General features: G+C 72.3%; 21 protein-coding genes and 2 pseudogenes. 9 read left to right on the top strand and 14 right to left on the bottom strand.

The window, feature by feature from the left end; all coding sequences use genetic code 11:
• Positions 1-117: 117 nt before the first annotated feature.
• Together SNOUR_RS05535 and SNOUR_RS05530 are read right to left on the bottom strand one after the other, a co-directional pair.
• Positions 118-534 carry a phage tail protein gene (locus SNOUR_RS05535; RefSeq protein ID WP_067344332.1) on the bottom strand — a complete coding sequence of 139 codons (417 nt, stop codon included), beginning with the start codon at positions 532-534 and terminating at the stop codon, positions 118-120.
• 202 nt (positions 535-736) lie between these two features.
• Positions 737-1,426 (bottom strand): GntR family transcriptional regulator, encoded by a 690-nt coding sequence (locus SNOUR_RS05530; RefSeq protein WP_067344330.1) that lies wholly within the window; start codon positions 1,424-1,426, stop codon positions 737-739.
• 202 nt (positions 1,427-1,628) lie between these two features.
• Between SNOUR_RS05530 and SNOUR_RS42595 the strand changes: the two are divergent.
• Positions 1,629-2,435, top strand: a pseudogene (locus tag SNOUR_RS42595) (multidrug resistance efflux transporter family protein); the annotation flags it as partial.
• A 3-nt stretch (positions 2,436-2,438) separates the two neighbouring features.
• Here SNOUR_RS42595 and SNOUR_RS47470 read toward each other — a convergent pair.
• Positions 2,439-3,920 carry an APC family permease gene (locus tag SNOUR_RS47470; RefSeq protein ID WP_067344328.1) on the bottom strand — a complete coding sequence of 494 codons (1,482 nt, stop codon included), beginning with the start codon at positions 3,918-3,920 and terminating at the stop codon, positions 2,439-2,441.
• 196 nt (positions 3,921-4,116) lie between these two features.
• Between SNOUR_RS47470 and SNOUR_RS05520 the strand changes: the two genes are divergently transcribed.
• Positions 4,117-4,404, top strand: coding sequence for a toxin-antitoxin system, antitoxin component (locus tag SNOUR_RS05520; RefSeq protein WP_067344327.1), 288 nt, complete (start codon positions 4,117-4,119; stop codon positions 4,402-4,404).
• The gene (locus SNOUR_RS05515) at positions 4,401-4,772 is read left to right on the top strand and encodes a fic family toxin-antitoxin system, toxin component (RefSeq protein ID WP_067344325.1); all 372 of its coding nucleotides are present in this window, start codon (positions 4,401-4,403) and stop codon (positions 4,770-4,772) included. The genes SNOUR_RS05520 and SNOUR_RS05515 overlap by 4 nt, the downstream gene beginning before the upstream one ends.
• 104 nt (positions 4,773-4,876) lie before the next feature.
• On the opposite strand, the gene bioD is transcribed toward SNOUR_RS05515, so the two are convergent.
• The 3 genes from bioD to bioB form a co-directional block, all read right to left on the bottom strand.
• A complete protein-coding gene (gene bioD, locus SNOUR_RS05510; RefSeq protein WP_067344323.1) occupies positions 4,877-5,611 on the bottom strand; it encodes a dethiobiotin synthase in 735 nt (244 codons plus the stop codon).
• An 88-nt stretch (positions 5,612-5,699) separates the two neighbouring features.
• Complete coding sequence (locus SNOUR_RS05505; RefSeq protein WP_067344321.1) at positions 5,700-7,004, bottom strand: adenosylmethionine--8-amino-7-oxononanoate transaminase; 1,305 nt, start codon at positions 7,002-7,004, stop codon at positions 5,700-5,702.
• On the bottom strand, positions 6,997-8,157 hold the full coding sequence (gene bioB / locus SNOUR_RS05500; RefSeq protein ID WP_067344320.1) for a biotin synthase BioB: 1,161 nt from the start codon (positions 8,155-8,157) through the stop codon (positions 6,997-6,999). The genes SNOUR_RS05505 and bioB overlap by 8 nt, the downstream gene beginning before the upstream one ends.
• A 310-nt stretch (positions 8,158-8,467) precedes the next feature.
• On the opposite strand from bioB, the gene SNOUR_RS05495 reads away from it, so the two are divergent.
• Both SNOUR_RS05495 and SNOUR_RS05490 read left to right on the top strand, forming a co-directional pair.
• Positions 8,468-9,601, top strand: a complete 1,134-nt coding sequence (locus SNOUR_RS05495) for an 8-amino-7-oxononanoate synthase (protein WP_067357725.1) — start codon at positions 8,468-8,470, stop codon at positions 9,599-9,601.
• A gap of 276 nt (positions 9,602-9,877) precedes the next feature.
• Positions 9,878-10,324, top strand: coding sequence for an ATP-binding protein (locus SNOUR_RS05490; RefSeq protein ID WP_067344318.1), 447 nt, complete (start codon positions 9,878-9,880; stop codon positions 10,322-10,324).
• A 133-nt stretch (positions 10,325-10,457) separates the two neighbouring features.
• On the opposite strand, the gene SNOUR_RS05485 is transcribed toward SNOUR_RS05490, so the two are convergent.
• From SNOUR_RS05485 to SNOUR_RS49200, 5 genes and pseudogenes are all read right to left on the bottom strand, one after another.
• Positions 10,458-10,931, bottom strand: coding sequence for a C40 family peptidase (locus SNOUR_RS05485; protein WP_067344316.1), 474 nt, complete (start codon positions 10,929-10,931; stop codon positions 10,458-10,460).
• A 411-nt stretch (positions 10,932-11,342) separates the two neighbouring features.
• On the bottom strand, positions 11,343-11,651 hold the full coding sequence (locus SNOUR_RS05480) for a hypothetical protein (protein ID WP_067344314.1): 309 nt from the start codon (positions 11,649-11,651) through the stop codon (positions 11,343-11,345).
• A gap of 5 nt (positions 11,652-11,656) precedes the next feature.
• On the bottom strand, positions 11,657-12,292 hold the full coding sequence (locus tag SNOUR_RS05475; protein ID WP_067344313.1) for an ATP-dependent Clp protease proteolytic subunit: 636 nt from the start codon (positions 12,290-12,292) through the stop codon (positions 11,657-11,659).
• A gap of 522 nt (positions 12,293-12,814) precedes the next feature.
• Complete coding sequence (locus SNOUR_RS48070; protein WP_312635847.1) at positions 12,815-13,303, bottom strand: M20/M25/M40 family metallo-hydrolase; 489 nt, start codon at positions 13,301-13,303, stop codon at positions 12,815-12,817.
• Positions 13,282-14,010: pseudogene (locus SNOUR_RS49200) on the bottom strand (M20/M25/M40 family metallo-hydrolase); the annotation flags it as partial. The pseudogene SNOUR_RS49200 and the gene SNOUR_RS48070, both read right to left, overlap by 22 nt.
• Here SNOUR_RS49200 and SNOUR_RS05460 point away from each other — a divergent pair.
• The gene (locus SNOUR_RS05460; RefSeq protein WP_067344308.1) at positions 13,964-15,550 is read left to right on the top strand and encodes a helix-turn-helix transcriptional regulator; all 1,587 of its coding nucleotides are present in this window, start codon (positions 13,964-13,966) and stop codon (positions 15,548-15,550) included. The pseudogene SNOUR_RS49200 and the gene SNOUR_RS05460 sit on opposite strands and share 47 nt — an antisense overlap.
• On the opposite strand, the gene SNOUR_RS05455 is transcribed toward SNOUR_RS05460, so the two are convergent.
• Positions 15,509-15,778, bottom strand: coding sequence for a hypothetical protein (locus SNOUR_RS05455; RefSeq protein ID WP_067344306.1), 270 nt, complete (start codon positions 15,776-15,778; stop codon positions 15,509-15,511). The genes SNOUR_RS05460 and SNOUR_RS05455 overlap by 42 nt on opposite strands.
• A 37-nt stretch (positions 15,779-15,815) precedes the next feature.
• Positions 15,816-16,526, bottom strand: coding sequence for a TetR/AcrR family transcriptional regulator (locus tag SNOUR_RS05450; RefSeq protein WP_067344304.1), 711 nt, complete (start codon positions 16,524-16,526; stop codon positions 15,816-15,818).
• A gap of 165 nt (positions 16,527-16,691) precedes the next feature.
• Between SNOUR_RS05450 and SNOUR_RS05445 the strand changes: the two genes are divergently transcribed.
• The gene (locus SNOUR_RS05445; RefSeq protein WP_067344303.1) at positions 16,692-18,089 is read left to right on the top strand and encodes a serine hydrolase domain-containing protein; all 1,398 of its coding nucleotides are present in this window, start codon (positions 16,692-16,694) and stop codon (positions 18,087-18,089) included.
• 93 nt (positions 18,090-18,182) lie between these two features.
• Here the strand turns inward: SNOUR_RS05445 and SNOUR_RS05440 are convergent, their stop codons facing one another.
• On the bottom strand, positions 18,183-19,259 hold the full coding sequence (locus SNOUR_RS05440) for an immunity 49 family protein (RefSeq protein ID WP_312632060.1): 1,077 nt from the start codon (positions 19,257-19,259) through the stop codon (positions 18,183-18,185).
• On the opposite strand from SNOUR_RS05440, the gene SNOUR_RS46020 reads away from it, so the two are divergent.
• A complete protein-coding gene (locus tag SNOUR_RS46020; RefSeq protein ID WP_067344301.1) occupies positions 19,252-19,485 on the top strand; it encodes a hypothetical protein in 234 nt (77 codons plus the stop codon). The two genes, SNOUR_RS05440 and SNOUR_RS46020, sit on opposite strands and share 8 nt — an antisense overlap.
• 26 nt (positions 19,486-19,511) lie before the next feature.
• Complete coding sequence (locus SNOUR_RS05430; RefSeq protein ID WP_159425803.1) at positions 19,512-20,117, top strand: hypothetical protein; 606 nt, start codon at positions 19,512-19,514, stop codon at positions 20,115-20,117.
• The last annotated feature ends 170 nt before the right edge of the window (positions 20,118-20,287 follow it).

Genomic DNA, 20,287 nt, shown 5'->3' with positions numbered 1-20,287 from the left:
TCGAATCGTCTACGTGCCACGGGACATGCAACCACGATCGGTCCGGTGCCGCGTGCGCGGGAGCCCCGGCCCGTGGCGGGCGGTACCGGGACTCGCGGCGGGCCCGCCGGCGGCCGGTCAGCCCGAGACGGTCAGCTCCTCGTACGCCAGGGTCACCGACTCCTCGGCCGGGCCGGAGCCGGCCCCGTCGTCGGGGGTCTGCCACGCGGTCGGGACGGCGCCGGCGAGGCGGTAGCGGCGCAGCGGGGTGCGGTCGGCGGCGTAGTGGACCACCGTGACCGCCTGCCGGGACCGGTCGGCGGCCCGCTCCACCAGGCATCTGGTGAGCCAGTCGGTGAAGGCGGCGCTCTTGTCCGGGCCGCGCACGATGGTGACCTCGCCCGGCCGGCCCGCGCCGTCCAGTGGGCCCTCGCAGGGCGGTGCGGTGCCGAACGCCGGGCCGGACACCGAGCGGACCGTCTCGACCTGGAACGCGCCGAGTTCGACGGTGACGGCGGCCGGCAGCCGGGACTCCGGAGTGTCTTCGATGGGCATGTCTTCCTCCGCGCACAAGGACGGGGCCGGCCGGCCCCGTGTCGGTAGCCCGACCGTTCCCCCGGCCGATGCGGACGCATTCCGCGGCTCGCTCGAACGGCGGCAGGAAGAACGATTCGGCTCGCTCGAACGGGGTGGCCGCCACCCGACCGTGACGAGGGCCGGCCCGGCGGCACCCCGTGACGGCGCACGCTCCGCCGTGCTACGGAGTCCTCGACGACGGCCGATGGGTCCGCGCCGCCTCCTCCTCCGCGACGGCCTCCGCATCGAGCCCGCCCCAGATCTCGCCCGACAGCGCCACCGCGGTCCCGGTGTCGCCCGCCGCGCAGGCGTCGATCAGCGCGTCGTGGCGGGCGGCGGAGGCGCGCGCCGCGGCGCTGGAGAAGCGGCGGCGCTCCAGCCGGCGCAGCAGCGGGGTGTACCGGCGCACGGTCTCGGCCAGCGCCTCGTTGCCGCACACCTCGATGGGCACGGCGTGCAGGGCGTCGTCGGCGGCGAGGGCGGCGCCGGGGTCCTCCTCGTCCAGGGCGCGGACGAACGCGGCGTTGGCCGCCCGCATCCGCGCCAGGTCCTCCCCGGTCAGGCGGGGGACCGCCGTGCGCACCGCGAGTGCGTGCATGGCCTGGACGACGGCGAGGGCGTCCCGGATCTCCTGGGCCACGACCGGGGCCACCCGGGTGTAGCTCTGCGGTTTGGACACCACCAGCCGTTCGGCGGTGAGGCGGGCCAGCGCCTGGCGTACGGGGGCGCGGGAGAGGCCCAGGCGCTCGGCGAGCTCGCCGTCGTGGAGTTTCTGCCCGGGCGGCAGCTCGCCGGCGACGATGGCCTCCAGCAGGGCGTCGTACGCCTCGTCGCGCAGCAGCCTTCTCGGCACCGGTCCCAGTGCGGTCACCCCCCGATCCTAAGCGGCCGGCCCCGGCCTCCGGGACCGGATCGAGGCCCACTAACATTTCAGATGTCAATTCCTCCGCCGATCCCGTCGACGAGGGAGAAGCGCAGGTCATATCGGCCGCAGGGCGTGCTGTAACGCCGTTACGGAAGGGGGAACCGTGCCGATATCCGCGCGCGGCGCACGGAGCGGCGTCGTCCTCCCCATGGGCCTCGGCGTCCTCGCCGCCGCCTGCTTCGCCACCACCTTCGTGCTCAACCGGATGATGAGCGTGGCCGGCGGCTCCTGGATGTGGAGCGCCAGCCTGCGCTACCTGTTCATGACCGTCCCGCTGCTCGCGCTGGTGGCGGCGCGCGGCGGGCTCCCCGCCGTGCTGCGCAGCCTGCGGGCCCGGCCGGGGGTCTGGCTGGGCTGGTCCACGGTCGGCTTCGGGCTCTTCTACGCGCCGCTGACCTGGGCCGGGGAACACGGCGCCGGATGGCTGGTCGCCGCCACCTGGCAACTGGTGATCGTCGCCGGTATCGCCCTCGGGGCGCTCGGCGGCGGTCGGGTCCCGCTGCGCACCCTGGGCGTCTCGGCGCTCATCGTGGTGGGGGTCGTCCTCGCCCAGCTCCAGCACGCCGGCGGCACCGGCGCCGGGGACGCGCTGCGGGTGGTGTCGCCCGTCCTCGTCGCCGCCGTCGCCTACCCGCTCGGCAACCGCCGGCTGCTCGGGCTCGACGGCCTGGACGGGGTGCAGCGGACGCTCGCCATGACGCTGGGGTCGCTACCGCTCTGGCTGGCGCTGGCCGGCACCGCGGCGGTCACCCAAGACCCGCCGTCCGGCGGCCAGTTGACCCGGTCGCTGGTGGTCGCGCTGCTCTCCGGCGTGGTGGCCACCCCCCTCTTCTTCCGCGCCACCGACCGGGTGCGGCACCGGCCCGCCGCGCTCGGCGCGGTCGAGGCGACCCAGGCGGCCGAGGTGCCGTTCACCCTGCTCGGGGAGGCCCTGCTGACCGGGGTCGCGCCGCTCGCGCTATCCGGCTGGGCCGGACTGGCGCTGATCGTCGCCGGGCTGTGCGCGCATGCGCTGGGTCACGTACCCCGCGCCGGCGACCGCCAGCAGCAGTCCGACGGTGCCCAGGGTGAACGTCTCGAAGGTGGACCGGGAGACGCCCCACACCGCCCGGAAGCCGTAGGGGATGCCGACCGCGGCCTCCAGCGTGCCGGGGAACAGCGCCACCCATGAGCCCAGCAGGATCCAGGCGTAGACCACCAGCGCCGCGACGGTGAAGCCCGGGGTGCCGAACGGGACCCGGTAGGGCCGGGGCACCTCGCCGTGCCGCAGCCGGAGCGCCAACAGCGCCGGGATCACCGTGAGGTACGACAGCAGCAGCGTGGTGATCGCCACGGCCAGCACCACACCGAAGACGTCCGAGGCGTCGCCGTGCGCCAGGTGCATGGCGGCGACCATGAAGGCGGTGGCGGTGACCCCGGAGAGCAGGTTCATCCGGACCGGGGTGCCCAGCCGCGGATGGAAGGCGCCCAACGCCCGGGTGAAGAAGCCGCCGTCGGCCGCCGCCATCGCCTGCATCCGGTCGGCGACGATCATCCAGGCGCTGCCCTGGGTCAGCAGGGCCACCGCGAACAGCACCGCGGCCCCCGTCAACAGCGGCCCGCGCCAGCTCCCGTAGATCCCGAAGACCAGCTCCGCGGCGTCCATGAAACCGCCGACCCCGGTGACCTGGCCGGGTGGTGCGGCGGACAGGATCGCCGCCACCGGCAGCAGGTAGCAGGCGGCGGCGATGGCGCCGGACACCCCGATCGCCACCGGCACGTCGTGCTGTGCATCGAGCATCTCGTCGCCCGCCGCGTTGGGTGCCTCGAACCCGACGTAGGCGAAGAGCAGCACCGGGACCAGCGCCAGGAATCCGGCGGCGGTCGGCGTGAAGTGCGCCTCCGTCAGGCCGCGGAAGCCGTGCCGGATGCCGTAGGCCACCGCCGTGGCGGTGAAGAAGGCCAGGGCCAGGACCTTCGCCGCGGCCCCCGCCGTGGTGATCCACTTGCCGCGGCGCAGCGAGACCACCGCGGTGAGGATGGCCGCCCAGATGAAGACCAGCTTGAAGACGTAGTCGGCGGTGGTCCCGGAACCCAGCGGGAAGACGAAGCCGTTCCACGCCCGGGCGGCGAGGAACGCCAGCGAACCGCCCAGCCAGACCGGGTTGGTGACCCAGTAGAACATCGTCGTCAGCGCCGCCGGCAGCCGTCCGAACGCCACGTCCACCCACACATAGGGGCCGCCCTCCTGCGGGAAGGCGGCGCCGGTCTCCGCGAACAGCAGGGCGTACGGCAGCAGGAACGACACCGCGAGCACCGCGATCCAGGTGATGGCCTGCCCGCCGCCCGCCGCGATCTGCCCGATCACGTCGAACGAGACCACCGCGGCGACCCCCATCGCCATGATGTCGAACCGGCGCAGACTGCGCCGCAGGTGCGGGACGGGTGCGGGGACGGACACGGCGGCGCTCCTTTGAGGGGCGGGACGGCCGGACGGTGCGCACGCCCGCCGGTTCACATCGTGCGGCATCCGTCCGGGCCGCCCGGCGGTGGCACGGCGGGCGGGGCACACCGGTCGCCCCGATGGCCCGTGGCCCGGCGCGCGCCCACGGCGCCGACCCTTGCCGGTGCTAGCGCCTGCGCGCTAGCGTGGAGGTGTGGCGAAAACGCAGTTGAACGTCCGGGTGGACGAGGCCACCGCCGAAGCGGCGCGGGAGCGCGCCCTGCAGCGGGGAGTCAGCGTGAACCGCTATATCGAGGAGTTGGTCCTCAAGGACGCCGGCGAGGTCGGCCAGACCTTCGTCGAGGCCGCCGCGGACTTCATGAAGCAGTACGAGCGGGTCTTCGCCGAGGAGTTCGGCCTCGATCCGGGCCCGGACCGCCCCCGCCCCGCCCCCGAGCACCGGGACGCCCACCACCGGGAAGGACTGCCGGGCACAACGTGACACTGCGCATCGATCTCGCCTGGCTCCTCCTGATCGCCGAACAGCACACGCCCGGAGACCCGCAGGTCACCGACTGGGGCGCCCTGATGGCCGCGGTCGGCCGCCACGAGGCGGAGATATTCGGCGTCCCTGTCTACCCCGACCCCCAGGACCGCGCCGCCGCCCTCCTCCAACTGCTGCTCCACGTCCCGGCGTTGGAGCGCTCCAACGCGATGTTCGCGACCGCCGTCGCCTACGGCTTCCTGGTCGCCAGCGGCCTGAAGGTCGCCACCTCCCCCGAACAGGTCCGCGACCTGGCCCGCATGGTCAAGGACGGCACCGCGGACGTCCGCGCCATCGCCGACGAACTGCGCACCTGGACGGTCTGACCCGGGCCGTCCGATCCGAAGGCCCCCGGTCCCGGCGCGCACGGCGCGGGAAGCGGGGGCCTTTCCGGGTGCCGGTCGACGCGGCATGGGCAGGGGCGAGCGGCCTACGACGCGAGGGCGGCCGGCGCGAGCGCGGCGAGGTCGGCGGGGCCGAAGGCGCCCGAGCCCCCCAACTCCGGTGCCAGCCAGCCGGGGGCGGCGGCCTGGAAGGCGTCCGGCGGCAGCGCGCCGGAGCCCTCCGGGATCAGGCCGAGGAGCGGGGCGTCCGCGGCCTGGGGCAGGTCGCCGAGGTTGCAGCGGGCCGCGAGGTCCGGCTCGGCCGGCCAGCTGCCGACGACCAAGCCGGTGCAGTCCAGGCCGTGCGAGCGCAGTGCCAGCGCGGTCAGTGCCGTGGCGTTGAGGGTGCCGAGCCCGGCCTGGACGACCACCAGGACCGGGGCGCCGGCCATCCGCGCGGCGTCGGCGAGGGTGTTCCCCTCGTCGTCGAAGCGGACCAGCAGACCGCCGGCGCCCTCGACCAGGACCAGGTCGTGCGAGGCGGCCAGTTTCGCGGCGGCCTCGGCGATCTCCTGCGGGCGCACCGGCGGCAGACCGGCCCGCAGGGCCGCGGTGGCGGGCGCCAACGGCTCGGGGAACCGGGCGAGTTCGCAGACGGTGACCGCGCCGGCCAGCCGCCCCGCCTCGGCCGCGTCCCCCGGCTCGTCCACCGCGAGGCCGGTCTGGGCGGCCTTGAGGACCGCGACCGAGCGGCCCCGGCGGAGGGTCGCCGCGGCGACCGCGGCGGTGGTCACGGTCTTGCCGATCTCGGTACCCGTACCGGTCACGAACAGCACCGACATGTGGTGTGCCTCCGAACTCTTCGCTGATGGTGGTGAGGAGGGCGCCGCGGGGCGGGGGCGGGCCGGCCGCCCCCGCCCCGCGGCGGGATCAGCCCTCGCGCGCCGCCGCGCGTACCGCGGCGCAGATCCGCGCCACATCCTCGTCGCCGGTGATGTACGGCGGCATGGTGTAGATCAGGTCCCGGAACGGACGCAGCCACACGCCCTCCCGGACGGCGGCCCGGGTCGCGGCGGCCATGTCCACCGGGTGGTCGAGCTGGACCACGCCGATCGCGCCCAGCACGCGTACGTCGCGCACCCCCGGCATCTCCCGGGCGGGCGCCAGCCCCTCCCGGAGCCCGGCCTCGATCCGCTTGACCTCCTGCGCCCAGTCCTGGGACAGCAGCAGCTCGACGGATGCCTCGGCCACCGCGGCGGCCAGCGGATTTCCCATGAAGGTGGGGCCGTGCGCCAGCACCGGCAGTTCGCCGCGGGAGATCCCCTCGGCGACCTCCGCGGTGCACAGCGTCGCCGCGAGGGTCAGATAACCGCCGGTCAGGGCCTTGCCCACGCACATCACGTCCGGCGCGACCCCGGCGTGATCGGCCGCGAAGAGCGCGCCGGTACGGCCGAAGCCGGTGGCGATCTCGTCGAACACCAACAGCACGCCGTGGGCGTCGCAGGCTTCCCGTAGCACCCGCAGATAGCCGGGGGAGTGGAACGCCATCCCGCCCGCGCCCTGCACCACCGGCTCGACGACGACCGCCGCCAACTCGTCGGCGTGCCGGCCGATCAGCTCCCGCAGGTGCGCCGCGTACCCGGCGTCCGGCGGGGCGTCGAAGCCGGCCGGCGGCGTGTCGGCGAAGACCTGCCGGGGCAGCACGCCCTGCCACAGGTCGTGCATCCCGCCGTCCGGATCGCAGACCGACATCGGCTGCCAGGTGTCGCCGTGGTAGCCGCCGCGCCAGGTCAGCAGCCGCTGCTTCGCCGGCCTGCCCACCGAGCGCCAGTACTGGAGGCACATCTTGACGGCCACCTCCACCGACACCGAACCGGAGTCGGCGAGGAAGACGTGCCGCAGCGGTTCGGGGGTGATGTCCACCAGCCGCTTGGCGAGCCGGACCGCGGGTTCGTGGGTGAGCCCGCCGAACATCACATGGCTCATCCGCGCCAACTGGCCGCGGGCCGCGTCGTTGAGCACCGGGTGGTTGTAGCCGTGCACCGCCGACCACCAGGACGACATCCCGTCCACCAGCTCGGTCCGCCCCTCGGCCGGGCGGCCGAGCCGGAGCCGGACGCCGGCGGCCGACTCGACCAGCAGCGGCTCGCTCCGGCCGGGCATCGGCCCGTACGGGTGCCAGACGTGCTGCCGGTCGAGCGCCAGCAGGGTGTCGGGGGCGAGCGGCTCAGGCATTGGGGGGCAGGTCGGTGCCGGCGCCGCGGCGGCGCACCGCGACCAGATCGCGGCGGGTCTCCTCGGAGGGGGCCGGCACGGTGGCCGACTCCGCGTCCGCGTCCGCCGGGGCCGCCGCGTCCGCCGTCTCCGTGGCGTCCGCGGTGTCCCTGCGGTGGGCCGGCAGCGTGGTGGTGTCCGTGCCCTCCACCTCGAACCCGGCGTCCGCGATCATCGCCAGGTCGTCCTTGCCCGCCTGGCCCTCGCTGGTCAGGTAGTCGCCCAGGAAGATGGAGTTGACCAGGTGCAGGGCGAGCGGCTGCATGCTGCGCAGATGCACCTCGCGACCGCCCGCCAGCCGGACCTCCACGTCCGGGCAGACGAACCGCACCATCGCCAGGATGCGCAGGCAGCGCTGCGGGGTGAGGTTCCACTCCTTGGCCAGCGGGGTGCCCTCGAACGGGATCAGGAAGTTGACCGGCACCGAGTCGGGGTCCAGCTCGCGCAGCGCGAAGACGACGTCGACCAGGTCGGCGTCGCTCTCGCCCATGCCGGCGATCAGCCCGGAGCAGGCGGACATCCCCGCCGCCTGGGCCTGCTGGACGGTCTCGACCCGGTCGGAGAAGTCGTGCGTGGTGCAGATGTCGCCGTAGGTGGCTTCCGAGGTGTTGAGGTTGTGGTTGTAGGCGTCCGCGCCCGCCGCGCGCAGCCGTTCGGCCTGGCCGTCGTTGAGGAGCCCCAGGCAGGCGCAGACCTCGACGCCCTCGTTCTGCTCCTTGATGGTGGCGATGGTCTCCGAGACCCGGTCCACGTCCTTGTCCGTGGGCCCCCGGCCACTGGCGACCAGGCAGACCCGCTTGGCGCCGCCGGCCACCCCGGCCGCGGCCGCCTTGGAGGCGTCGTCGGGCTTGAGCCAGGTGTACTTGAGGATCTCGGCCTTCGAGCCCAGCCGCTGGGAGCAGTACGAGCAGTCCTCCGGGCACAGGCCCGACTTGAGGTTGACCAGGTAGTTGAGCTTGACCCGCCGCCCGAACCACGTGCGGCGCACCTTGCCCGCCGCGGCCACCACGTCGAGCAGTTCGTCGTCGGACGTCGCCAGTACGGCGAGCGCCTCGTCACGGGTCGGCACCTCGCGCCGCAGTCCCTTGTCCACCAGTGTGTTCAGCAGGTCCATGGCGATGATCCTGGCGTACGCCCCGGCCCCCGGCCAAGGAGGATTCCCACAATGCCCGTCGATCGGGGTGTGTGTATCACCACACCGTCTGTGTGCGGAACGACCGCTAACGTCTATCGGCAGCCCACAATCGAGGCTCCGCAAGCCCGTTGCCGGGATCCGTTCCCCATGCCCGCGCGCCGGGCCCGGGACCGGGTTCGTCCGCCGGGCCGACAGACAAAGGACGCCGATGCTCCAGGACCCTGCCCCGCCGCTGCCGCGCGACACCCCGGACGCGCCGCCCCCCGCGGTCCCCCGGCCGGCCTCCGGCGTGGCGTTCGACTGGATCGACGCCGCCGGCGCCGCCCGCCGCCGCGCCGGCCTGGTCCGCACCCTGCGGCCCCGGCCGGCCGACTCCCCGCTGCTGGACCTGGCCGGCAACGACTACCTCGGACTGGCCCGGCACCCGGAGGTGACGCGCGGCGCGGCCGAGGCCGCCGGCCGGTGGGGCGCCGGCGCGACCGGCTCGCGCCTGGTCACCGGCAGCACCGAACTGCACGCCCAACTGGAGCGCGAACTGGCCGAGTTCTGCGGCTTCGAGGCGGCGCTGGTGCTCTCCTCCGGGTACACCGCCAACCTCGCCGCGGTCACCGCGCTCACCGCCGCCGGCACCCTGGTCGTCTCGGACGCCGGCAACCACGCCTCCCTCATCGACGGCTGCCGGCTCTCCCGGGCCCGCACCGAGGTGGTCCCGCACACCGACCCGGCGGCCGTCCGCACCGCGCTGGCCGGTCACCGCGGCCGGGCGCTGGCCGTCACCGACTCGGTCTTCTCGGTCGACGGCGACGCCGCGCCGCTGCCCGCGCTCGCCGACGCCTGCCGGACCCGGGACGCCGCGCTGCTGGTCGACGACGCGCACGGGCTCGGCGTGTTGGGCGACGGGGGCCGCGGCGCGCTGCGGGCCGCCGGCCTGGCCGGGGACGCCGACGTGGTGGCGACCGTGACGCTCTCCAAGTCCCTCGGCTCCCAGGGCGGTGCCGTGCTCGGCCCGGCCCGGGTCGTCGAGCACCTGGTCAACACCGCCCGCTCGTTCATCTTCGACACCGGGCTGGCACCGGCCGCGGCCGGCGGCGCGCTCGCCGCCCTCCGGCTGCTGCGCCGGGAGCCGCACCGCCCCGCGCGGGTCCGGGAGGTGGCGCGGGACCTGCACGCCCGGCTCACCGCGGCGGGTCTGACGGCGGTCCGCCCGGACGCCGCGGTGATCTCCGTCCGCGCCCCCTCGCCGGAGGCTGCGGTCCGCTGGGCCGCGGACTGCCGGGCGGCCGGGCTCGCGGTCGGCTGCTTCCGCCCGCCGTCCGTGCCCGACGGGATCTCCCGGCTGCGCCTGACCGCCCGCGCGGACCTGACGGACGCCCAGATCGCCACCGCGGCGCGCACCATCGTGGCGACCGCGCCGGTCGTCTGACGACGTCGCCCGGCGACGGCGGCGCCGCGCACGACGGGTCGCGGCGCCGCCCCGGAGACCTCATACACCCCAAGCGCCCTCCGCCGCAGCACCGTTCACCGCATCGGGCGAGAGAACGGCGATAGAACTCTGTATGTCTTGGGCGATCGCCCGCCACACGGGCAGCATGGGTGGCAGTCTGGCGCAGAGCACACAACCGAGGTCGTAGGCCCCGGTCGGCAACCCGGCAGCACGCCGGCGGGAGCCGCGCCTCGGTGGGAAAGGGACGGCGTCGTCATGGCAGACCACCAGGAATCCACCCGCACTCTGCCGAGCCTCCCCGCCTCGGTGGCCGCCGCGCGCGGACATGTGCGGGACGTCCTCGCCCGGTGGGGCCTGCCGCCCGGATCGGCGGCCGCAGACGATCTGCTGCTGATCGTCTCCGAACTCGCCACCAACGCCGTCCAGCACACCCGCGGCCAGTCCCCGGCCTTCACCGTCGCCCTCCGCCTCGATCGCGAGGAGCGGCTGTGCCTGGGCGTCACCGACGCCCATCCCCGCCCGCCGCGCCGGCTGCCCGCCGCGGTGCAGCAGGACAACGGCCGCGGCCTGGTCATCATCCGCTCCCTGGCCGCCGAGCGCGGCGGCCGGCTCTGGGTCGAGCCCGTGGCGACCGGCGGCAAGACGGTCTGGGTGACGGTGCCGTGGCCCACCGCGGCACCCTGCCGGGTCGACGCCACCTGACGACCACTCCTGACCTTTCCGCGTCCCCGCGCGGTGGCCCGGAGACGCCGCCGTACGGTCGGGCCCGGTGCGCCGGCCGCCGCCAAGTCGCCCGGCCCCGTGTCAAGTGACGGGGCGTCGGCGCGGCGGCAGGTCAGGGCACCCGCCCGTACCAGACCGAGCGGCTCCAGATCCGTTCCAACCGCACCACCGCGCCGGCCTTGGGCGCGTGCCAGATCCGGTCGTCGCCCGCGTAGATTCCGACGTGGTAGACCCCGCTGCCGGAGTGGAAGAAGACCAGGTCGCCGCCCTTCCGGGAGGAGCGCGACACATGCTCGGTGTGCCGGTACTGAGCGGCCGCGGTGCGCGGCAGGGTCCGTCCGGCCCGCCGGTAGGAGTAGCGCGTCAGGCCCGAGCAGTCGAAGCTGTCCGGCCCCTGTGCCCCCCACTTGTAGGGGGAGCCCTCCTTGGAGGCGGCGATCTGCAGGGCCTTGGCGGAAACGGAGGCTAATGACGGCTCCGCGGCCATGCCGGGGGCCGGTGCGGGGCCGCCCAGGGTGATCAGGGTCAGAGCGGAGACGGTGCCGGCACGCGCCAGCAGATGCGGCATCTGCACGCGCATGGTCATGCGCAACCCTTCGTCAGCCGGTGATCCGGACGACGGCGGGATCAGCTGCCCGTCCGGACCGCCCCGTCGCTGTGGCGGGGGCTTGTCGTCGAAGGGATCGTCACGCACCACCCACCCGATTTCCGAGCCGAAATTGCCCTATGTGATATTGGTCACTTTTAGGCTGAATGGGTGGATTTGCATATCGCGGGCCGGTGACGGCCGCGGAGCCGGGGCCGTCACCAGCGTCGAAACCCAAGGGATGCGGGAAATTCCGGCGACGTGCGCAATTCCTCGCCCCCTTACAACAGCCGTGCACGCTACGCCGTCTGCGCACTTTCGAGCCGTACGTGTCCCGGACAGGCGGGGTGCGTACCCCTGTGACGCACCCCGCTCCAAGGCCCGTACGGCCTCCGCGGACCCGGTGGTGCGTCAGGCGCCGTCCCGCGGCGGCACCGTCACCCGCCGCGCCCGGCGCTCCCCGTCCAGCACCCGCAGCGCCCGGCCCAGGGCCTCGGTGTGCAGTTCGCTCTCCCCCCGGTCGTGCATCAGGGTCAGCGCGTCCCGCAGCTCGGCGGACTTGGCGACCAGGGCCTGGGCCGCGCGCAGGCTGCCGTAGGTGGTGGTGCCGCGGGCCGGGTTGATCCGGCCCAGCAGATCCAGGATCTCCAGATAGCGGTCGATCACCTGCCCCTCGGCCCGGGTCAGGGCGGGCAGCGGCGGCAGTTGGGGTGGCCACATCGCGGTCACCGCCCGGCCGGCTGCGGCGCGGACCGCTTACGACCGCGGGTCAACCCGTCGACCAGGCCGTACTCCTGGGCGGTCGGCGCGTCGAAGAAGGTTTCCCGCTCCAGGTCCGCGGCGATCCGCTCCCGGGGCTGTCCGGTGTGCTCGGCCAGCATCCGCTCCAGCTTGTCGTGGGTGCGCAGCAGTTCCTCGGCCCGGATCCGGAGGTCGTCGGTCTGGCCCTGGACCGGTTCGTCGAGCGACGGCTGATGGATCACCATGCGCGCGTGCGGCAGCGCCAGTCGCTTCCCCGGGGTGCCGGCGGCCAGCAGCACCGCCGCCGTCGTGGCCGCCTGGCCCAGGCAGACGGTCTCCACGTCGCACGAGATGTAGCGCATCGTGTCGTAGATCGCGCACATCGCGGTGAACGAGCCGCCGGGGGAGTTGATGTAGAGCGAGATGTCCTGGTCCGGCGCGGCGTGCTCGAGGTGGACGAACTGGGCCATCACGTCGTTGGCGGAGGCGTCGTCGATGGGGGTCCCCAAGAAGACGATCCGCTCGCTGAGCAGCTTGGAGTACGGGTCCAGTGTCCGGGTCCCGTAGCTGGTGCGCTCGGTGAATTCGGGCAGGACATAGCGAGCCGTCGGCCGCAGCATGACCGCTCCCTTCCTCTGTAAAAAATGTACAGGATGTACGTCCAGTGAGAATGGGACCCGATTCTGGTGATCAAGTCAAATGCCCATGCCGGAGGGGCTTTTTGCTCCTTGGTGAGGGCTCATGTCTCGCATCACTGTCACCGTTTGACGGGGCGTCCATGCTCGGCCTGGTCCGCGAGCTTGTCGCGAGGAGTCGCGGTAGGGCCGAGGCCGGCACCGCGGACGGCGTCCCATGGCTGTTCCCGGGCGCTCTGTTCGGTCACCGGCAGTCAGATCGGCGATCACCTCCGCAGCATCGGGATTCGACCCGAACAGGATCGGCCCGCTGCGCTGTTCACCCTCGAGAGCGAGCTGCCTGCAGCGATCCACCTGCCCCTCGACTCCTGCTGACGGCGATCACCGTAGGCCGCATGACCGGGAGGCCGGAGGCCATGGGCCGCGGTCCGGGCCCATGGGTGGCATCTCCCACGAGATCGACTCGGCGAACTGCCGTGCACTGTCGGGTAGTTCGCCGAGCCGCGGTCATTGCCCGAGTTCGGTGAGGAGCAAGGTCTCGGCGAGGCAGGCGCGTTCGAAGTCGGCCAGGTGCAGGCTTTCGTTCTCGCTGTGTGCGCGGGAGTCGCCGTCGGCTCCGGCGGAGGCGATCAGGATTGCTGCGTCGGGGTAGGCGTGGGCGAACGCGGCGATGAAGGGGATGGAGGCGCCGGAGCCGATGTCGAGGACATCTTTGTCATAGGTCTGGCGGTAGGCCCTGCGGGCGGCGTCGAATGCCGGGCCTTGCGCGTCGACGAGGAATGGTTGTCCCAACTCGCCCTCGGTGACGGTGACGTGCAGTCCCCAGGGCGTGTGGTGCCGCAGATGGCGGGCGAGGGCCCGTCTTGCCATGACTGCATCGTCGCCTGGTGCGACCCGCAGCCCGACCTTCGCTCTGGCCGTGGGGCGAGCGTATGGGACGCGGTGTCCACGGGGGTGGCGTCGATCGCGAGTACGGTGACCGCTGGCCTGGCCCAGAGCCGCTCGCTGATGCTGCCGCGTCCGAGGAGGTGAACGCCGTCGAGGAGGCCGGCCTCGGCTCGGAATCCGGTCTCGGAGAGGCTGTCGGCGGGTGCCGTCGCGGTGCCGAGGCCTTCGACGGTGACGTTGCCCTGCTCGTCGTGGAGCGTGGCGAGGAGTCGGCACAACGCGGTCAGTGCGTCCGGGGCGGCTCCGCCGTAGATGCCGGAGTGCACGCCGCGCTGCAGGGCGCGGAGTTCCACCACGCAGGCGGCGATCCCGCGCAGACCGGTTGTGAGGCAGGGCGTGCCGGTGGTCAGGTTGTCGGCGTCAGCGAGCACGATGACGTCGGCGTTGAGTTTGTCCTGGTGGCGGTCGAGGAAGGTGCTGAGGTTCGGTGATCCGGTCTCTTCCTCCCCTTCGACGAGCACGGTCACGCCGATGGGCGGTCGGCAGGAGTAGGCACGCAGTGCGGCGAGGTGCGTGGCGATGCCGGCCTTGTCGTCGGCGGTGCCGCGGCCGTACAGACGCCCGTCGCGTTCGGTCGGCCGGAAGGGCGGGCTGGACCACCCCGCGAGATCACCGGCGGGCTGCACGTCATGGTGGGCGTAGAGCAATGCGGTGGGTTGACCGGGCGGGGCGGCATAGCGGGCGAGAACTGCCGGCTGACCGCCCTCGATGTCATCCAGGATCTCGACCTGCGGGTTTCCGACGCTGATCGCCACTGCACTCGCCGACGTCGATCCTGTCGACGATCCGGGGCGCGCCGCGCAGCTGCTCCGCCACCGAGGAGAGCTGTGTCAGGCCCTGGGGCAGTCCGGTGCCGTCGATGACCTGCGGAGAGCGGCGCGGATCATGCCGCCACAACACCTGGACCGGCCCAACGTCCTGAACACCTTGACTCATCGCCTGCTCACCATCCCGTGTGACGAAGAAGGAATAGCCGTCGCCACAGAGGCGATCCGGGCGGCGCACGCTGCCGGCGACATCCGGGCAGCGGCGGTCGCCTCGACCAACCTGGCCTACGCGCGGGCCCGTACCGGAGACCTGGACCGACAGCTGCCGCACCTGGCCCAGGCACGGGCAAAAGCACAAAGCATCCATGATCCTGCCGCGTTGATGCACACGTTCCGCTGCGAGGCCGACGTACTCCAAGGCGCCGGTCGCTACGAGCAGGCCGCAGAATCGGCGCGGCGCGGCCTCGCCGCGGCGAGTCGTGCCGGACTGCTGCGCACCTTCGGGCCCACGCACGCCGCCAACGTGGCCGAGGCCCTGATCGCGACAGGACACTGGGACGAAGCGACCGAGATTCTCGACCATTCACTCGAACTCGCCCCCGCCTCTGGCTTCCGCGCCTATCTCCTGGTCCTGCGCGGCTCGATTGCCTTGGCCCGAGGCGATCTCCCGCTGGCCGAATCCGCTGCCGACTTCGCCCACGGCGTCTTCAGCTGGGGAACCTCCGACGCCCAAGACCTCCTCCCGCTGATCTGCTTCGCATCGGACCTGGCACTCGCCAAGGGCAACGAAGCACAAGCCGTCGCGAATGTGGAGCAAACACTGGCCAGGAACGAGGCCATATCAACGCCCCGCTATCTGTGGCCGCTGCTCGTCCTCGGTGCGCGAGTCGCCCACGCGAGCCCCATGCTGCCGGCCGCCCTGCGCGAGCTCGCCGCTGAGCTTCCCGTCATCGGGCCGGTCCAACAAGCGCAGCAATTGACCTTCACCGCCGAAACCGCACGAGTCCGCGGATCATCCCAGCTGTTGGCCTGGGACCGCTGCGCGACCGCCTGGGGTGAGCTGCATCAGCCCTATCAACAAGGTCTGGCGCTCCTGCGAGCAGCGGAGGCAGCGGCAGAGGCTGGCGACCGGCAAGCGGCGGCCGACCGTCTTCGGACCGCCCGCCACAACGCCGATCTGCTCGGCGCTCGCGGCCTGTTGACAGACATCGAGCAGCTGGCCAGGTTGGCCCGGCTTCCGCTGAACTCCCCTCCACATGAACACCGCTCTCCAGGCCGACACCACCGGCTCACCCCCCGTGAGCACGAGGTGCTCCACCTGGTCGCTGACGGCCGCACCAACCGAGAGATCGCACAGGAGCTATACATCTCCACCAAGACGGCGAGCGTCCATGTCTCCAATATTCTCGCCAAGCTCGGCGTCTCCAGCCGAGTCCAGGCCGCCACCGCCGCCTACCGTCTCGGACTCGTCCCGTCAGAAGGACGATCACGGATCGGCGGAGCTCCCGGTACAGCGTGGAGCGGCTGATACCGAGTTCAGCGGCGACCTGCTCGGGGGCGCGCCGTCCTTGATCGGCTGGGCCGCCCCGGCGGGAGCGGTGGCGTTCAGCTTCGCCGGGCGCCCGGTCGGCAGACCAGGGGCCTGTTCGGCGGCGCGGGCGCCGGCGGCGCGCTCCAGCATGTAGATCCGCTCCAGCTGCGCGAACATCGCCAGCAGGGCGGTGGCCATGTCGGTGCCGGACCCGGGGAACGGCATCCCGGTTCGAAGATCGTGGCTCAGCCCACCGTCTGAATCATTGGGCGGTGTTGCCGGGGATCTCGCCGAGCCGCGCCTGCAGGCCGTCGAGTACGCGTCGGAGTCCGTAGTCGAACGTGTCGTCGCGGGCCTTTTCGGGGTCCTCTGTCTGCTGATGCTGCTCGTCGCCGGAGTGCAGGCTTTCGGTGAACTCTCGCTCGCTTTTGCCGCTTCGGGCGATCAGTGACAGGTACGCGGCCTCGCTGGTCGCCATTCCGATGACGTACGAGATGACCGTTTTCATGGCGTGTCCGGTCTCGTCCGAGGGGAAACCGGCCGCCCTGTACACGGCGGCCATGCGCTCCGACATCTTCGTCACGTTCGGGCCGAGGTGGATGAGGCCGACCTGGCCGAGTACGGAGGCGACCCAGGGGTGGCGGAGGATCATCGCCCGCAGGCTGTAGGCGCTGCGGGCGGCAGGGGTCCGCCAGTCCGCGGCGTCCGCAGTGTCCGCGGCAGGGATTTCGAGCTCGCCGTAGACCTCGTCGACGACCAGCTCGATGAGTTCGTCCTTGTTGGCCACGTGGCGGTAGAGCGAGGTGGCGCCCGCGTCGAGTCGGGTGCCGAGCTTGCGCATGCTGAGGGACTCCAGGCCGTCCGCGTCGAGGAGTTGAACGGCCTGCGTGACGATCTGCTCGCGGCTGAGCTGCTCGCGCCCGCGGCGTGGGCGGGTCCAGACCGAGGCGATCGGTTTCTCGTCGGCGGGCATGGGGCCTCCTGGTGTGTCCGGCGCCGATGCGTCCGGCGCCCCGTCAAGGTAGCGCACGACGTGCGCATCTTGCGTACGTCGACCCCCCATGCGTACAGTGTGCGCATCGAGAGAACGGTGTACGCCACTGCGGGAACGGTGTACGCATCGCACTGGAGGAGTCCCATGTCGGAGAAGAAGTTCAACCGCAGCCTCGACCTCGCGCACTGGCAGGCCCGGTTCGACGAGCTGCGTGCCGCCCACCACGTGCCGGGGGCCGCGCTGGCGGTGCTTGTCGACGGGGAGGTCCACGAGCTGGCGAGCGGTGTGCTGCACCGAGGGACCGGGGTGGAGGTGACGACGGACTCGGTGTTCCAGTCCGGTTCGATAGCCAAGGTCTACACCTCGACGCTGATCATGCGCCTCGTCGACTCGGGTCAACTGGACCTGGACACGCCGGTGAAGGACATCGTCCCCGAGTTCGGGACGGCCGACGAGGAGGCCACGCGGACCATCACCACCCGCCAACTCCTCTCCCACACCAGCGGGTTGACCTGTGACTTCACCTACGACGCCGGGCGCGGCGACGACTGTCTGGCCCGGTACGTCGAGGCCGCCAAGGACGTCGCCCTGGACTGCCGCCCCGGCACCGCCGTCTCCTACAGCGGCATCGGCTACAACGTCCTGGGCCGCATCATCGAAGTCCTGACGGGCCAGACCTGGGACGAGGCCCTCAAGGATCGCCTCTTCACCCCGCTCGGCCTCCAACGCTCCATGACGCTGCCCGAGGAGTCCCTCGCCTACCGCGTCGCGATGAGCCACCTCGGCGAGCCGGGCCAGTACCCGGACCCGGCCCCCGCCTGGGACCTGATGCCGCGCTCGGCAGGCCCGTACGGCAGGGTCCTGGTCTCCGCAGGCGACGTGGCACGCCTGGCCAAGATGCACCTCGACGGCGGCACGGCCCCCGACGGGACCCGGCTGCTTCGCGCCGAGACCGTCGAGCTGATGCAGCGCCGCGTGGCCGACGTACCCGACAAGTGGACGGTCAGCGCGGACGGTTGGGGTCTTGGCTGGACCCTCTACGACTGGGACGGCATCGCAGGGTACGGCCACGACGGCGCCGCCATCGGCCAGTACGGCTACCTCCGCGTGGTCCCGCACGCAGGCGTGGCCGTCGCACTGCTCACCAACGGCGGCGGCGCGCGCGAACTCTACGCGGCCCTCTTCCGCGAACTGCTCGACGACCTGGCGGGCGTACGGATGCCGGACGCCTTCGAACCACCCGCGCACGCACCGGCAGTGGACTTCTCACGCTACGTCGGGACCTACAAGCGCGCCGGTGTCGTCATCACCGTCACCGAGCGCCAGGGCGCCCCCCACCTGGTCTACGAGTTCGTGGACGGCATGAAGAACTTCTCACCGCCCCTGGACGTGGACCTGTACGCCGTGACGGAATCCGTCTTCGCGGGGACGGGCGCAGGCCCGTCGTTCAGCGAGGGCTACATGCCGGTGGTGTTCTCGACGCTCGCCGACGGCACGGAGTGCTGCTACATCGGGATGCGGGCGGCGCCGAAGGTGGCGTGACGCCGGAGGCGCCCCCTGCAACCCACGTTGCGTCAGGAGCTCTCAGGGCCTGTCCGGCACCTCCCCCCCGGCCTCCGGTCAGAGGGCGCCGGTTCAGCCACTGACCGACGGCGCGCCGTCAGGGGCACTCAGCATCGCCTGGGGCAGGTAGGCAGACTGGATGCGCAAGTCCCAGCCGTGTACTTGGACTGCCAGTGCAGCCAGGGCGATGGTTTTGTGCGGCAGGAGGCTGCGGGGTGCCGCATCGGAGGGTGTGCTCTCCCGGTGCTGGACAAGACGTTGCTCCAGGGCCTGCTCGAAGGCCGGCTGGTCGTCCTCCAGGAGAACGCGCAGGAGGCGCTGATCCGGCGTCAACGTATCGAGCATGTCCAGCTGCCGCTTTGCGTCGGCGCGCTCGCCGGCAGTCGGCTTGCACAGCGCTACCGACGGCCAGTGCCGGGGCAGATGCCCTTCGGCCCGGGCGAGGTAGCCGCACAAGGCGTCCATTTCCGCCAGCTCACCCGGGTCCGACTTCGATTCCAGCTTCGAGTGCGGCACGCCGTTGCGAATGTCAGGCGCAATGTCGCTACGCAGCAGCAGCCCGATGACCAAGTCCCGTTCCCAGACCATGCCGCTGATCACGGACAGGGCGAACGCGGACAGCCAGGTCCTCGCGGTGGCCGCCTGCTCCACAACGGCTTCGAAGTCCGTGTCTTCGCTGCTGAGCTTCTCGTCGATGAGGGTGAAGGAGATCTCCTGGTCGCCGTTGGGGTAGCAGCCCAGGTCCAGGAGCCCAAGGGCGCACTCGGCCGCAGTGCGCAGGACGATGCGTGACGGGGCGGTGCCGGGCTCGGGGTCCGCGACCGTGCAGGCGGCTATGTGGTCGAGGAGATCGTCGCGCATCGCCTGCAGCTCCTCATCGGAGTAGCAGTCGTATTGCATCGTGTGCCATCGGCTGAAGGACCGCCCCCAGATGTCCTCCAGTGCCCGTTCGATCCGCTGCTCGCTCACGTCATGCCGGGCTATGTCCTTGATCGTCATGAGCATCATCCTGGCAGCTGCCACTGACATCGCAGGTACCTGGCCGGCCACGTCGTAGGCGACGCCGAGTCGCTCGGCGTCGACATACACACGGCGACCACCCATCGGAGCCGGCGGATGCACCACGATCCGGAACACAGGCTTGGTCATACCCCCACCCTGCCAACCCCAGGCGCCCGCCGCCCGCCGGGCAAGCCCGGTACTCGGTCTGGTCGGCCTCGCGCTCTCGGTGGCCGGGGAGGGGGCGGTGCCCGTGGTCGGCGGTGCCATCGCCCTGGTCACCGTCCTCAGCGTCCGCCATGTCCTCCCGGGCGCGCGCAAGTACGAGGCCCCGGTCGGGGAGCGGACGCCGTCCGGCGACTCCGCATGCGTGTGATGCCCGAAGAGCCGGACCACGGAGGAATGATGGAAGTCCATCGGCGTGACTGGCTGTTCGGCGCCGGTGCCACACCTGCGGAGAAGCTCCTGGCCCACGGGACGGCAGCGCTCGGCACGCTGGCCCTTGCCGTGGCCAACCGCCATGCGGGCTGGGCCTGGTGGCAGTGGCTGCTCGCCGTTTCGCTGGTGTGGGACCTGGTCGGAGGAGTGGTGGCCGACGGGCTCGGCACCGCGAAGAGCTTCTACCACTCGCCGCTGCCCGCGCGCACCCCGAAGCGCATCCGCTTCGTCCATCATCCGGTGGGATTCACCGGGCTCCGCATCCAGCCGATCCTCGTCGGCTTCCTCTTCCCGGGCGGCAGTTGGTGGTGGGGGATGATCTGGTACGGCTGGGCCCTCGCCGGAGCCGTCGCCGTCGAGGCCGCGCCCGAACGGCTACAGCGGCCGATCGCCCTGGCCACCGTCGTGGCCGGTGCGATGGTCTCTCCGCTCCTGCCCGGCCCGGCCGGTCTGAACTGGCTCCCTGTCGTGCTCCTGCTCAAGTTGGTCCTGGCGCATGGGGTACCGGAGGGGAAGGGTGCCCCGCAACGCGCGACGGTGGCTTGCACGACGGAAGCCGGGCGTGACTGAGCGGTACGTGGGTTTCCCTATGGGCAGGGATGTTCGGACACGAGCGCGGAGCCGGTGCCCGAACATCGGGGCCATGACCAAGGGCGGGTAGTTGACGCTCGCGCAGGTCACGCCGGGTTGTTGACGGGTTGCCGGCCGGGGGAGGCCCCTCAACCTAGTACGGACCCGTA

The organism is Streptomyces noursei ATCC 11455, assembly GCF_001704275.1.
Taxonomy (GTDB): Bacteria; Actinomycetota; Actinomycetes; order Streptomycetales; family Streptomycetaceae; genus Streptomyces; species Streptomyces noursei.
This window is presented reverse-complemented; position numbering and strand designations above follow the sequence as displayed.